The sequence below is a fragment of the Corynebacterium sp. ACRPF genome (genome assembly GCF_022347395.1).
Taxonomy (GTDB): domain Bacteria; phylum Actinomycetota; class Actinomycetes; order Mycobacteriales; family Mycobacteriaceae; genus Corynebacterium; species Corynebacterium tuberculostearicum_D.
The window spans coordinates 33,253-46,623 of the sequence record NZ_JAKRNB010000008.1; the positions used below are offsets into that span (position 1 = coordinate 33,253).

11 protein-coding genes are annotated in these 13,371 nt (G+C 63.9%); 5 read left to right on the forward strand and 6 right to left on the reverse strand.

The genetic code is table 11. From position 1 onward, the window contains the following. Positions 1-5 precede the first annotated feature (5 nt). Positions 6-881: a squalene/phytoene synthase family protein gene (locus MHX61_RS04995; RefSeq protein ID WP_239193276.1), complete on the reverse strand. Its 876-nt coding sequence runs from the start codon at positions 879-881 to the stop codon at positions 6-8. Between the two features lie 25 nt (positions 882-906). Next, positions 907-2,343, reverse strand: coding sequence for a GuaB1 family IMP dehydrogenase-related protein (locus MHX61_RS05000; RefSeq protein WP_239193278.1), 1,437 nt, complete (start codon positions 2,341-2,343; stop codon positions 907-909). A 112-nt stretch (positions 2,344-2,455) separates the two neighbouring features. Here MHX61_RS05000 and MHX61_RS05005 point away from each other — a divergent pair, with 112 nt between their 5' ends. Continuing rightward, the gene (locus tag MHX61_RS05005) at positions 2,456-3,877 is read left to right on the forward strand and encodes an MDR family MFS transporter (RefSeq protein WP_239193280.1); all 1,422 of its coding nucleotides are present in this window, start codon (positions 2,456-2,458) and stop codon (positions 3,875-3,877) included. 13 nt (positions 3,878-3,890) lie between these two features. On the opposite strand, the gene MHX61_RS05010 is transcribed toward MHX61_RS05005, so the two are convergent. After that, positions 3,891-5,090 carry a serine/threonine protein kinase gene (locus MHX61_RS05010; protein ID WP_239193282.1) on the reverse strand — a complete coding sequence of 400 codons (1,200 nt, stop codon included), beginning with the start codon at positions 5,088-5,090 and terminating at the stop codon, positions 3,891-3,893. Between the two features lie 219 nt (positions 5,091-5,309). Here MHX61_RS05010 and MHX61_RS05015 point away from each other — a divergent pair, with 219 nt between their 5' ends. Beyond that, positions 5,310-8,072, forward strand: coding sequence for an ATP-dependent Clp protease ATP-binding subunit (locus MHX61_RS05015; protein ID WP_204610971.1), 2,763 nt, complete (start codon positions 5,310-5,312; stop codon positions 8,070-8,072). 91 nt (positions 8,073-8,163) lie between these two features. Here the strand turns inward: MHX61_RS05015 and MHX61_RS05020 are convergent, their stop codons facing one another. Continuing rightward, on the reverse strand, positions 8,164-9,360 hold the full coding sequence (locus tag MHX61_RS05020) for a lipase family protein (RefSeq protein ID WP_239193284.1): 1,197 nt from the start codon (positions 9,358-9,360) through the stop codon (positions 8,164-8,166). Between the two features lie 73 nt (positions 9,361-9,433). Between MHX61_RS05020 and MHX61_RS05025 the strand changes: the two genes are divergently transcribed. Continuing rightward, entirely contained in the window at positions 9,434-9,604 is a 171-nt protein-coding gene (locus tag MHX61_RS05025; RefSeq protein ID WP_080970400.1) for a DUF4236 domain-containing protein, read from the forward strand. Between the two features lie 56 nt (positions 9,605-9,660). On the opposite strand, the gene MHX61_RS05030 is transcribed toward MHX61_RS05025, so the two are convergent. Then, entirely contained in the window at positions 9,661-10,521 is an 861-nt protein-coding gene (locus MHX61_RS05030; protein WP_049377888.1) for an A/G-specific adenine glycosylase, read from the reverse strand. Positions 10,522-10,556: 35 nt separating this feature from the next. Here MHX61_RS05030 and MHX61_RS05035 point away from each other — a divergent pair, with 35 nt between their 5' ends. Together MHX61_RS05035 and MHX61_RS05040 are read left to right on the forward strand one after the other, a co-directional pair. Further along, positions 10,557-11,171: a carbonic anhydrase gene (locus MHX61_RS05035; RefSeq protein ID WP_179386976.1), complete on the forward strand. Its 615-nt coding sequence runs from the start codon at positions 10,557-10,559 to the stop codon at positions 11,169-11,171. A gap of 64 nt (positions 11,172-11,235) precedes the next feature. After that, entirely contained in the window at positions 11,236-11,940 is a 705-nt protein-coding gene (locus MHX61_RS05040) for a hypothetical protein (RefSeq protein WP_204610976.1), read from the forward strand. Between the two features lie 3 nt (positions 11,941-11,943). Here the strand turns inward: MHX61_RS05040 and radA are convergent, their stop codons facing one another. Continuing rightward, the gene (gene radA, locus MHX61_RS05045) at positions 11,944-13,314 is read right to left on the reverse strand and encodes a DNA repair protein RadA (RefSeq protein WP_239193286.1); all 1,371 of its coding nucleotides are present in this window, start codon (positions 13,312-13,314) and stop codon (positions 11,944-11,946) included. Positions 13,315-13,371: the final 57 nt, after the last annotated feature.

The following is a 13,371-nucleotide window of genomic DNA, read 5'->3' on the forward strand; positions in this document are numbered from 1 at the left end:
TCTCCTTAGTTTTCGGCCGTGGCCGAGGTCTGGCTGCTGTGGCCGCGACGGCGCACCGCGCGGGCCGCGAGCCAAGCCTTGGTGTGGTTCGGAACGGATACCCGCGTAGTGGCAAGCGCCGTAGCCGGGGTGGCGGCGAGGCGATTGGTGAGCTCGGCAAAGATATCCGCCGCCGCGCTCACACCGACCCGCGCGGACGCCGGGAGCAAGTCGATGGTGAGCGCGGCGGTGGCGAGCTCTCGGCGGATCTCTGCGATGAGCGCGGACTTGGAGGTCTCATCAATCCGTCCAGATGGGGCCTGCTGAAAATAGGTGCGTCCCAAAGTGGAGCTATCCTCGCGCAGGTCACGTAGGAAATTAATCTTCTGAAAGGCTGACCCTAGCGCGCGTGCGCCGCGCTCCATGGCGGCGTGGTCGGCAGGGGAGACATTCTCCTCGGCCAAGAAAATTTGCAGGCACAATAGCCCGATGGCTTCCGCTGAGCCGTAGATATAGTCCTGTAGCTCCGACGGGGAATATTCGTGTTGGGTGAGGTCCGCGCGCATGGAGCTAAAGAAGGCAACAAGGTGCTCGCGGTGGAAGCCGCAGCGGCGAGCGGTGATGGCATAAGCGTGCACAATAGGGTCGGTGTGCAGTCGCTGCTGCGGCGCGGCCAGGATGGTGCGCTCGTAGGCATCCAGTGCGGTCGCGGGGTCGGTGTGGGCTTGGGCTGCGGCGCCGTCGACAAGCTCGTCTGCAATGCGCACCACCGCGTATAGGTGGCGGATATCGGCGCGCACCCGCCCGCGCAAAAGCCGCGTGGCCAGAGAGAAACTGGTGGAGTACTGCCCCATAACCTGCGCGGCCGCGCGGGAGGCCGCTTGGTCATAGCGAGTCAACATATCTGTCAACGTAGCATGCAGCCTGTCAGCGGTTCGTGGCGCGTGGCTGCCCCTCGGCAAAGCCGGCTGCAGACTGCACGCCCACGGTGGCGCGCTCGCGGAAGGCGGCCAGGGAATCGGCGCCGGCGTAGGTGCACGAGGAACGCACGCCAGAGATAATCCGGTCCACCAGGTGCTCCACGCCGCCGTGCTCGGGGTCGAGGTAGATGCGGGAGGTAGAAATGCCCTCTTCGAACATCTCGCGGCGGGCGCGCTCAAAGGCCTCGGTATCGGAGTTGCGGCCGCGCACCGCCCGGCGCGAGGCCATACCGAAGGACTCCTTATAGAAGGCACCGTCGGCATCCTTGTGCAGGTCACCTGGGGACTCAAAGGTGCCGGCGAACCAGGAGCCAATCATGACATTGGAGGCACCCGCGGCCAGTGCGAGGGCGACATCGCGCGGGTCGCGCACGCCGCCGTCGGCCCATACATGGGCGCCTACCTCCCGGGCGGTCGCAGCACACTCTAAGACGGCCGAGAACTGCGGGCGGCCCACGCCAGTCTGCATGCGGGTGGTGCACATCGCGCCCGGGCCCACACCGACCTTGATAATGTCCGCGCCGGCCGCTGCCAGCTCGCGCACACCCTCGGCCGTGACGATATTGCCGGCGGCAATGGGAAGCCCCAGATCCAGCGCCTTAACCTTGCGCAGCGCGGTAAGCATGCTTTCCTGATGTCCGTGTGCAGTATCGATGACGAGGACATCAGCACCGGCCTCCGCCAAGGCGCGGGCGCGGCCTTCCACGTCACCGTTGATGCCCACCGCAGCACCGATGTGCAAGCGGCCGTGCTTGTCGACGCCCGGCCTATACATCTTCGCCCTTACCGCACCCTTCCTCGTGAGGATTCCAGCCAAGGTGCCATCCGGGTTGACCACCGGGGCTAGCTTGCGGGAGGTCTTGCGCAGCTTGGTAAATGCCTCCTGTGGGTCAATGCCCACCGGCAGCGTGACCAAGTCGGTAGTCATCAATTGGCCGACGGCGGTGAAGTTATCCTGTCCGCGCAGGTCCTTCGGGGTGATGATGCCGATGGGCATGTCCCCGTCGACCACGATGGCGGCACCATGGGCGCGCTTGTGCAAAAGGTTGCTGGTATAGCCCACGGTGTGGTGCGGCTTGACGGTAATCGGGGTGTCATAAACCAAGTCCGCCGCCTTTACGGAGGCGATGGTTTCTGCGGCCGCTTCCAAGGAGAGGTCCTGTGGCAGGATGGTTAGCCCGCCGCGCCGGGCGATGGTCTCGGCCATGCGGCGCCCGGCCACGGCAGTCATATTGGCCACGATGAGCGGGATGGTATTTCCGGTGCCGTCCTCAGTGGTGAGGTCTACCGATTGGCGCGAGCCCACCTCGGAGTGGCTCGGCACCATGAAAACGTCGGAGTAGGTCAATTCGTATGGCGGGTGGGAATCGTTGAGAAATCGCACTGGAGTGTACCTCGCTTTAGGCTCGGGTGGCGCGGTCTCACCGCGCGGATGAAGACACTAAAACTATACTCCTCGACTTTCCCCGCACCCGCGGCCTCAGTATCCTGTCTGGGTGTCTCAGAAACCAGATCCCCACATTTCCGCAGAGGTAAAAATCAACCTCACCATCCTCGTCCTCGGCGCGATGGTGATGATCCTGAACGAGACCGCCCTGTCGGTGGCGCTGCCCACCATCATGGCGGACTTCGGCATCCCCGCGACCTCTGCCCAGTGGCTGCTTACCGGTTTCCTCCTCACCATGGGCGTGGTCATCCCGACCACCGGCTTTCTCATGGATAAGTTCACCACCCGGCAGATCTTCTTGGCATCGTCGGGCGTATTTCTTGCCGGTACGGTGCTGGCGGCGCTCGCCCCGGCCTTCGGCGTGCTGCTGGTGGGGCGCGTATTCCAGGCGGCCGGCACCGCCTTGATGATCCCTACACTGATGACGGTGGCGATGACCCTCGTCCCGCCGCAGCGCCGCGGCAGCGTGATGGGCATTATCTCCGTGGTGATCTCCGTGGCTCCGGCGCTCGGGCCCACTGTAGGTGGCTTCGTGTTGAGCATGTCTAGCTGGCACGTCATCTTCTGGACCATGGTGCCGCTGCTCGGCCTCATCTGCGCCGCCGGCTATTTCCGCCTGGTCAACGTGGGAGATAAGCGCGATACCCCGCTGGATTTCCCATCCGTCGTCCTGTCCGTCTTCGCCTTTGGCGGATTGGTCTACGCCGTATCGTCCCTGGAAAACATGCTGGAGGGAGATGGCCTCGTAGACATCATCGTCCTCATCGTTGGCCTCGTGGCCTTGGCGCTTTTCACCCGCCGCCAGCTGCGCCTGGCCAAGGACAATCGCGCTCTTTTGGACATGCGCCCGTTTACGGTTCCCAACTTCACCGTGGCGGTACTGGGCATGCTGCTCATGTTTGGGCTATTACTCGGCGTGGTCAATATCCTGCCCATCTACCTGCAGACCTCCCTGGCGGTAAGTTCGCTGGTTACCGGGCTCGTCGTCATGCCCGGCGGCTTGCTCCAAGGCGGCATCTCGCCGATGGTCGGCCGCCTCTATGACATCCACGGGCCCCGCCCGCTCATGATCCCCGGCGCCCTGCTCCTAGCCGCGGGCACGTGGCTGATGACCCTGCTCAACGAGGACAGCGCGGTATGGATGGTCATTGGCATGCACATCCTTTTTGCCCTGGGCATTGCGCTCATGATGACGCCGCTGATGACGACGTCCCTGGCCTCCCTGCCAGACGAGCTCTACTCGCACGGCTCCGCCATCCTCAATACCCTGCAGCAGCTGGCGGGCGCGGCCGGCACTGCCTTCCTGATGACCTTCCTGACCCGTGGCACCAAGTCCGGCGCGGCCCAAGGCATGAACGAGGCCGCCGCGACGGCTCACGGCGCGCACTGGGCCTTCCTTTTTGCCGGCGTGCTTTCGCTGGTGGTCGTCGTACTGGCCCCGTTCCTCAAGCGCGTACCCTCCGCGGAATAGGAACAAGGACAAATTAAGAGGCGCACAGCGGCAGGTTCAGCCGCTCCTCTTCTGCCTTATCGCCCCAGACCAGGAATGCGGACTGGGTGCCTTCCACGGCCATCACGTAGGTCGGAACATCCGCGGTGGTCTCAAAGCTTTGGATGGTGCACTGGTCATTGGAAAGCTCGACCGGTTCGGCGTCGGGAAGCATGGCATCGCGCTCCTCCACGCTGGGGTAGTAGGTCACGATGTAGTTGAACCCATCGCCCACGCAGGAAATCTTGGCCTCCTGGCCAGGCTCCGGCTCGCGCGAGGAGCACTTAGCCCCATCGAAGCCGTCCTGGCCGCTGCGGGAGCCCACCAAGTCCGGGTACGCATCCGCCAAGTTCTGCTCTTTGTCATTCCAGCTGGGGTAGGACAGGAAGAACCACAGCGCGGCCGCAGCAGCAATCGCGGCCACCGCCAGCACCGTGATGAGCGCAATGAGCCCGCCCTTGCCCTTCTTCTTCGGCGCGGGTGCCATCGGTTGCTGCGGCTGCGCCATGGGCTGGGTCATCGGCTGCGGCTGTTGCGGCGGGGCAAACTGCTGCTGAGGGCGTGGCTCCGGCTCCTGCACGCGCGGAATCTGCGCGGTATCGAAATCGCGCTGCGGGTGTAGGTGAGACACTACATCCTTGGCGCTCTCGGCCGTGCCAGTGGGCTTAAATTCTGGGCATTTGCGGGCAACGAGCTCCTCAAACGCCGCCACTGCATCGCCGTGCTCTTCGCCGGACGGACCGGCCGCAGCCAGCACCGAAACCTGGCGTTGCTTATGGACGCCCACCCGGGCCTCCCTTAACCCATGCACCGCAAAATCTGCCCGCCCGCGGGAAACTAGGAAGTCCACCGCACCCGCCAGCGGACCGAAGACGTCGGCGGCCTCCTCGCGGCTGAGATCATTGGGAAGCTCAGAAAGCTGGGTTCCGGAAACCCCTTCGCGCACGATGAATTCCTGCCCATCCGCGGTAGTGCCCGTGCCTACCAGCGGCGCGATGGCTGGGTGGTGCAACCCATGCAGTGCCGTGGACTTGTCCACCACGCCGGTAATTTCCGGCGCGAAGATTTCCACGCTCAGCTGCTGGTGCGTGTTTCCATCTTCGACCGCAAAGAGGGTAGACGATGGCGCCTCATCCAACACGGCCAATTCGTGCAGGTTGTGTTGGGTGGCAAAGAACTCAGGAAGCTGGGGCACGGTCGCGACGTCCTTAAATAGTGGGGAGGGGCAGGGAACAATAAAACGATTCTAGATTACATGCCCATGCCCCTGTTCGCTACCGGCGTACACCCGCGTGAGCTGCGATTATGGCGGATTCTGGCTCTATTGCGGGCATCTGGGAACAAAACCGGAAATTATCGGCGGACTGCCGCGTTAGAGTGGGTATCACATTAGAAGCGAAAGTATAGGGGAATCATGTTCGAGAGGTTTACCGATCGTGCTCGCCGCGTCATCGTTTTGGCGCAGGAAGAAGCACGCATGCTTAACCACAATTACATCGGCACCGAGCACATCCTGCTCGGCCTTATCCATGAGGGCGAAGGCGTGGCCGCCAAGGCGCTGGAATCCATGGGTATCTCCCTGGAGGATGTCCGCCGCGAGGTCGAGGAAATTATCGGCCAGGGCAGCCAGCCGCACACCGGCCACATCCCCTTTACCCCACGTGCCAAGAAGGTCCTGGAGCTTTCCCTGCGCGAAGGCCTGCAGATGGGACACAAGTACATCGGTACTGAGTTCTTGCTGTTGGGTCTCATTCGCGAGGGCGACGGCGTTGCCGCCCAGGTGCTGACCAAGCTCGGCGCCGACCTGCCGCGCGTGCGCCAGCAGGTTATCCAGCTGCTGTCCGGTTATGAGGGCGGCCAGCAGGAGGGTGGTTCCTCCAACGGCCAGGGCTCCGGCCCGGTCGGCGCGGGTGCTGGTGCAGGTGCCGGCGCGGGCGGCCGTGGCGGCTCCGGCGGTTCCGGCGAGCGTTCCAATTCCCTGGTGCTCGACCAGTTCGGCCGCAACCTCACCCAGGCCGCTAAGGACGGCAAGCTCGATCCGGTCGTCGGCCGTGAGTCCGAGGTAGAGCGCATCATGCAGGTGCTGTCTCGCCGTACGAAGAATAACCCGGTTCTCATCGGTGAGCCGGGCGTTGGTAAGACCGCCGTCGTTGAGGGCTTGGCGCTCGACATCGTCAACGGCAAGGTTCCGGAGACCCTCAAGGATAAGCAGCTTTACTCGCTGGACCTGGGTTCCCTGGTTGCCGGCTCCCGTTACCGCGGTGACTTTGAGGAACGCCTGAAGAAGGTCCTCAAGGAGATTAACCAGCGTGGCGACATCATCTTGTTCATCGATGAGATCCACACCCTGGTTGGTGCTGGTGCTGCTGAAGGCGCCATCGATGCAGCCTCGCTGCTCAAGCCGAAGCTGGCTCGTGGCGAGCTGCAGACCATCGGTGCTACGACCCTTGAGGAATACCGCAAGCACATCGAGAAGGATGCCGCCCTGGAGCGCCGCTTCCAGCCAGTCAAGGTGGAGGAGCCTTCCCTGGATGACACCTTCTTGATCCTGAAGGGCCTGCGCGATAAGTACGAGGCGCACCACCGCGTGTCCTACACCGATGAGGCGCTGCATGCTGCAGCTTCCCTCTCGGATCGCTACATCAATGACCGTTTCTTGCCGGATAAGGCCGTTGACCTCCTCGATGAGGCTGGTGCTCGCATGCGCATCAAGCGCATGACCGCGCCGAAGGGCCTGCGCGAGGTCGATGACCGCATCGCTGAGGTCCGCAAGGAAAAGGAAGCGGCCATCGATGCCCAGGACTTTGAGAAGGCAGCCGGCCTCCGCGATAAGGAGCGCAAGCTGGGCGAGGAGCGCGCAGAGAAGGAAAAGCAGTGGCGCTCTGGCGACTTGGAGGAAATCGCCGAGGTAGGCGAGGACCAGATCGCCGAGGTTCTGGCGCACTGGACCGGCATCCCGGTGCTGAAGCTGACGGAGAAGGAATCCAACCGTCTGCTCAACATGGAAGAGGAGCTGCACAAGCGCATCATTGGCCAGGACGAGGCGGTCAAGTCCGTCTCCCGTGCCATCCGCCGCACCCGTGCAGGCCTCAAGGACCCGCGCCGCCCGTCCGGCTCCTTCATCTTCGCCGGCCCGTCCGGTGTGGGTAAGACCGAGCTGTCGAAGTCCCTGGCTAACTTCCTCTTCGGTTCGGATGATGACCTCATCCAGATCGACATGGGAGAGTTCCACGATCGCTTCACCGCTTCCCGCCTCTTCGGTGCCCCTCCGGGATACGTTGGCTACGAAGAGGGTGGCCAGCTGACCGAGAAGGTTCGCCGCAAGCCGTTCTCTGTCGTGCTTTTCGATGAGATCGAGAAGGCCCACAAGGAGATTTACAACACCCTCCTGCAGGTGCTGGAAGATGGCCGCCTTACTGACGGCCAAGGTCGCGTCGTCGACTTCAAGAACACCGTTCTCATCTTCACCTCGAACCTGGGCACCCAGGACATCTCGAAGCCGGTGGGCTTGGGCTTTACTGGTTCCTCCGAAAACGATGCGGATGCCCAGTATGACCGGATGAAGCAGAAGGTCAACGACGAGCTGAAGAAGCACTTCCGCCCAGAGTTCTTGAACCGTATCGATGACATCGTCGTCTTCCACCAGCTCACCCAAGAGCAGATTGTGGAGATGGTCGAGCTACTCATCGGCCGCGTGGCCAAGCAGCTGGATGAGCGCGATATGGGCATCGAGCTCACACAGAAGGCCAAGGACCTCCTGGCTAAGCGAGGCTTTGACCCGGTCTTGGGCGCTCGTCCGCTGCGCCGCACCATTCAGCGCGAGATTGAGGATCAGCTCTCTGAGAAGATCCTCTTCGGCGAAATCGGCGCCGGTGAGATCATCACCGTCGACGTCGAGGGCTGGGACGGCGAGTCCAAGGACAACACGGGCGCGAAGTTCACCTTCAGCCCGCGCCCGAAGCCTCTGCCGGAGGACACCGAGGAGCCGCAGCTTGACGGTGCCGAGGTGCGCGAAAACGACGCCGACTCCACCGATGCCGGCGAGCCCGACACCATCACCCCGGACGTTCCGGGCGATGGCGGCTCCACCGCCGCCGGAACCGACCTAGAGTCCGGCTCCGACTCCGATGACGACGGCCACAACCCGCCGCCAGCAGGCGCCGGTCAGCCGATGTAAACAAGAACACGAGTTAAGACCACCCAGCATCTCGCTTTCTGCGAGGCTGGGTGGTTTTTCGTTGCGTGCAGTTTTCTTATGCTCAGGATCTCTAGCCAGCACAATTGGACGGCGCCGGTTTCCCGTCGAAGCGGTCAAAGAGGTACTTCAAGCCCACCGGGATGTTGATGTAGAGCGGTAAAGCGTGGTCGGCGCCTGCACCTGGAATTGTCGCGGTGCCGGGCGCGGCTATGAAGTCCACGGTTCCACCCATCTGGCAATATGCCCCGGCGGCTGCGCGGACCTGCTCGTGTGGAATGAGGTCATCATGTGGCGAGCTAGCGATCATCGCCGGGCCCTTCAGCGGGTGCTTGCCTTGGTTCTGCCGCAGCAAAGTTTCTTTGAAGATGGGCTTGCGCTCTACCAGCTCGGATAGCGATTCCCCGGTGCGAGTGAGCTGGCGGGTACTGCTAAAACCCCACATGAGGATGGAGTCACCCGTACAACTGGTGGCCGCCGAGCGCAAGAAGTCGATGCCGCGAGGATTGAATTCTTCTAGTACGGCGTCGCGGAACTGGGGGTCGCGCTCGGCAAAGCCATTGATGGCGTATCCCAGCACGTGGACGATGGAAGAGCCGTCGATGGCCTTCATGACCTTGGGCAGGTCAGCCGGCGGGGCGCCGGAGTAGGTTCCGGCCACGTTCAATTCGGGCGCATAAGAGTCAGCGAATTCCGCAGCGGCTAGCGAAGCGCCGCCGCCCTGCGAGTAGCCCGCAAACCCAATAGGGGCGTCCTGCGGAGCGTGCGCCAGTTCCAGGCCGGAGCGGGCGGCATCGAGCATGGCGTGTGCTTCCTCAATGTGATTGACATAGGTGTGGTGGCCTGGCATGCCCAGGCCGATGAGATCCGCGACTATCACTCGGGCGCCATGGTGGAGCGCACCCATGTAGAAGCCGTACTCGTAGTTCGCGTTGATGGTGGGGGAGCCGACCTTGCTCAGCCCTACCGAACCTAAGCCCATGCCCGCCCGCGATGGTGCACACTGGTCCCCGGCGCCGCGAGTGCCGGGCGCAAAGATGATTGTGGGCCGTTCGCCTTTCCCGCGCCACGGCGCCTTGGGCTCGTACAACGTTGCCGAGGCCTGAATCGGCCGACCATCATCCGTAGTGGTGTCATACGTGAACGCCTGGCCGCGGCCGATGCCATCGAGTACGTGCGGCGAAGGCCGAGTCGAGGTTACCGCCGCATTTGCGGCCGGCGGCAGCAGGAGGGAGCCGAGGATTAGTGAACAAACTGTGAGGAGTCTCATACAAATCTTTTCCATGCCCAAAACCTACTGCGCAGTAGGAACGGTGGAAGTGGAATTGCTAAAATAAATGCTCATGGGACTTCAGTATCGTTCAAGAAAAAAGACCGGCAAGAATAGCTGGATCAACGTCTCCGGATCCGGCGCGTCGATGTCTACCAAGGTAGGGCCGGTCACATTCAATTCCCGCGGCGGCATGTGGGTGAACCTGCCGGGTGGATTCAATTTCCGCGGCCGCTGGCGTTAACCAGATCACACCTTCGGGATCGCGACCTGCGATTATAGCCGGCCATTATTAACGCCCTAAATAGGGAGGTGGAACAGGCCGGCGTCGTTTTGCTCGGCGAGGCCGTCGGCAAGCAGCGAAGCCAACGCCCGGGAGCGCTGTGCCGCATCGGGCCAGACCACGTCAATTTCGGACTGCGGCACCGGCCGCTCCGCCGCGCGCAGCACGTCCAGAATCTTGCCGCGCACCTGTCGGTCCGTGCCGACGAATTTTTGCACGCGCTTTTTCGCCCGCGCCTGCTCCTCTGCACTGGGCTGCGGCCGGCCAGCGAGCTGCCACGCACAGCTCGCGCGCAGCGGGCACTGCTCGCAGGAAGGATTCTTCGCCGTGCATACTAGCGCGCCCAACTCCATGAGCGCGGCCGAAAAACGCGGCCCATTCTCGGCCGGCAACAGCTCCGCCACGGCCGCTAATTCCCGCTTCGACGGTTGCGGCGCCAAGAACCTACCGTCCTCCGCGCGCGCATACACCCGCCGCACATTGGTATCGACCACCGGCACGTTTATCCCAAAGTGGAAGCACGCCACGGCCCGCGCGGTGTAGTCACCGATGCCCGGCAGGCGCAGCAGCTTATCGACGTCCGCCGGCACTTCACCCTCGCCAATGGCCGCCGCGCACTCCCACAGGCGCAGCGCACGCCGCGGATAGCCCAGCTTGCCCCAGGCGCGCAGTACCTCCGCCCGGGTGGCCTGGGCAAAGTCCGCCGGGGTGGGCCAGCGCCGCATCCATTCCTCCCACACCGGAGCCACGCGCGCGACCGGGGTTTGCTGGCTCATGACCTCGCTGAGCAGCACACCCCACGCGCTCGTGCCAGGCCGGCGCCACGGCAGGTCGCGTTCATTGGCATCGAACCAGGAAAGAAGAGCTTGCGAATCCATCGTGGGAGATAGTCTAGGGCATTAGAATGTGGCCTATGCCTTTACGTAATGTTGCCCACGAACCGCAGGCCGTATGGAAGGCCCTCAAAGCGGGAAATCAGCGTGTATTAGACGGCGAGACCGTCGACGTGCGCGAGATTTATAACCGCGAGGGCCTAACTCACGGCCAGGACCCCCGCGTGGTGGTCATTTCCTGTTCCGATTCCCGCGCCCCTATCGAGCACGTCTTCAATATCGGCTTCGGCGATGCCTTTGTCATCCGCACCGCGGGCCACATTCTTGACGACGCCGTCCTAGCCTCCCTCGACTACGCCCTCGCCGCCCTCAAACCCAACCTGCTGGTGGTCCTTGGCCATCAATCTTGTGGCGCGGTGGGCGCGGCTACCGGTTTCGTGGCTGGCGGCGAGCTGCCCACCGGCCTGCAGCGACCCATTATTGAGAAGGTCGCCGCCTCCGCCTTGGTGGCGGGCCCGAATGCCACGACTGACGACGTCGAGCGGGAACACACCCGCCAGACCGTCGCCCAGCTGGTGGCCAGCGTTCCCAACGTGCGCCGCCTGCTGGATGAGGGTGCCTTGGGCGTTATCGGCGCGCGCTACCTGCTGGAAGACTCCAGCGTGGAAACCCTGCAGACCCTCGGCGTGAAGTAGTACAGCCTGACACGCGGCGCGGGCTTAGCGCACCGGCCCGCGCCCACCGCTTAAAATTGACAGCGTGACGCAGAAAAAGCCCCTACCTGAAGAGATCTACAAGCGCCGCCGCGTGGCGGCGCTCATCATCGTGCTCGTGCTGGCCGTGGTGCTGATCTGGGCGGCCGTGGCCGCCTTCGGGGGCAGCAGCGAGGAGCCGGCCGATACCGCCGCACCTGCCCCTACGTCCGCAGATGAGGAAACCTCCTCCTCTGCCGCCCCCGAATCCTCCGGGACCGTCTCGGAGACGAAGACGTCGGCCGAGGGGGCATCGGAAAGCAAGGCGGCCGAAAGCGAGCCGTCGAGCGCTGCGCCTGCAAGCTCCGAGGCAGCCAAGAAGACCTGCGAACTCGCGGATCTCGATGTCCGCACCTCCATGTTGAACTACTCCGTGCCGGAAGGCGAGCTGCCGAAGTTCTTCATGACCGTCACCAACCCCACGGCCGCGGACTGCAAAATCGACCTAGATAAGAATCTGCTGCGCTTCGAGGTCTACAAGATGGCCGATAACGAGCGCGTGTGGTCCGATACGGATTGCTATGCCTCCGTGCAGACCGGCTCGCAAACCTTCCCGGCCGGCAAGGACGTGAAATTCGAGGCCGAATGGTCCCGCCAGGCCTCCAAACCGGGCGAGTGCACCGACCGCCCCGCGGCCGAGCCCGGTGCCTACTTTGCCCACACCGTCATCGGCGATAACTCCTCCCCGCCGCAGGACTTCACCCTGCGCTAGGCGCTACCCTGACACCGCGGCGATGGCCTGCCCCAGCGTCGCCACTTGGCGCACCTGCATGCCTTCGACCGGCTCGATATCCCCGCGCGGGACGAGCGCGTGCTTGTAGCCCAGCCGCGCGGCCTCCATCAAGCGCCGCTCCACATTGGGCACCGGCCGCAACTCGCCGGCCAGGCCCACCTCGCCGATGACCACCGTCTTGGCTGGCAGCGGCTGTTCGTGCAGCGAGGACCACGTGGCCAGCGCCACCGCCAAATCCGTCGCGGTTTCCGTAATCCGCATGCCACCCACCGTGGCGACATAAGCATCCTTATCGTTGGTGCGTTGGCCGGCGCGCGCCTGCAGCACCGCGAGCACCATCGGCACGCGGTTGGAATCTAGCCCGGTCACCACGCGCCGCGGGTTCTTTGCTACCGGGTCCACCGTCAGCGCCTGCACCTCCGCGAGTATCGGCCGCACGCCGTCCATTGCGACCGTTACGGCCGAACCATCCGGCGTCGTGCCGCGGTGCGATAGAAACAGCCCGGAAGGGTCCGCGACTTCCCGAATGCCGCCGGCCGTCTGCTCGAAGCACCCCACCTCGTCGGTGGCGCCAAAGCGATTCTTGATGCCGCGCAGCATACGCAGGCTGGATTGGCGGTCGCCCTCGAAGTTCAAGACGACGTCGACAAGATGCTCCAGCACGCGCGGGCCGGCGACGTTGCCATCCTTGGTCACGTGGCCCACCAGCAGCACCGGAATGCCGGTGGATTTCGCCAGGGAGGTCAGCGCGGCCGTTACCGCGCGCGATTGCGCCACGCCGCCCGATACGCCCTCCACGCCCACGGCGTGCATGGTCTGCACCGAATCGACGATGATGAGGCTCGGCTTGAGCTTATCCACGTGGCCAAAGACCGCATCCAAGTTGGACTCGGCCGCCAAGTACAGCGATTCCTGGAGCGCCCCGGTGCGCTCGGCGCGGGAGCGGACCTGGCCGGCCGATTCCTCGGCCGTCGCATAGAGCACGGTGCGGCCGAGCTGGGCCCACCGCGAGGCTACTTCCAGCAGCAGCGTGGATTTGCCCACGCCCGGCTCGCCGGCCATGAGCACCACTGAGCCGGGCACAATGCCGGTGCCTAGCACGCGGTCGAGCTCGCCGATGCCGGTGCGCACCGTCTTGGTCGCCTGCGCCCCAATCTTGGTAATCGGCTGCGCCGGGCTCGACGGCGCTACGCCCTTGCTTGCCGACGCCCCCGCTGTCCCAGGCCCCGCCACCACCGGGGCCCTTTCCTCCAACGTGCCCCAAGACCCGCAGTCGGGGCAGCGCCCCAGCCATTTCGGCGAGACATAGCCGCATTCGGAACAGGTATGGATGGGGCGAGTTTTCTTGGCCATGGCCTCTAGCCTAAAACACGCAAACGCCTCCGGCCCGAAACGGGCTGGAGGCGGTGA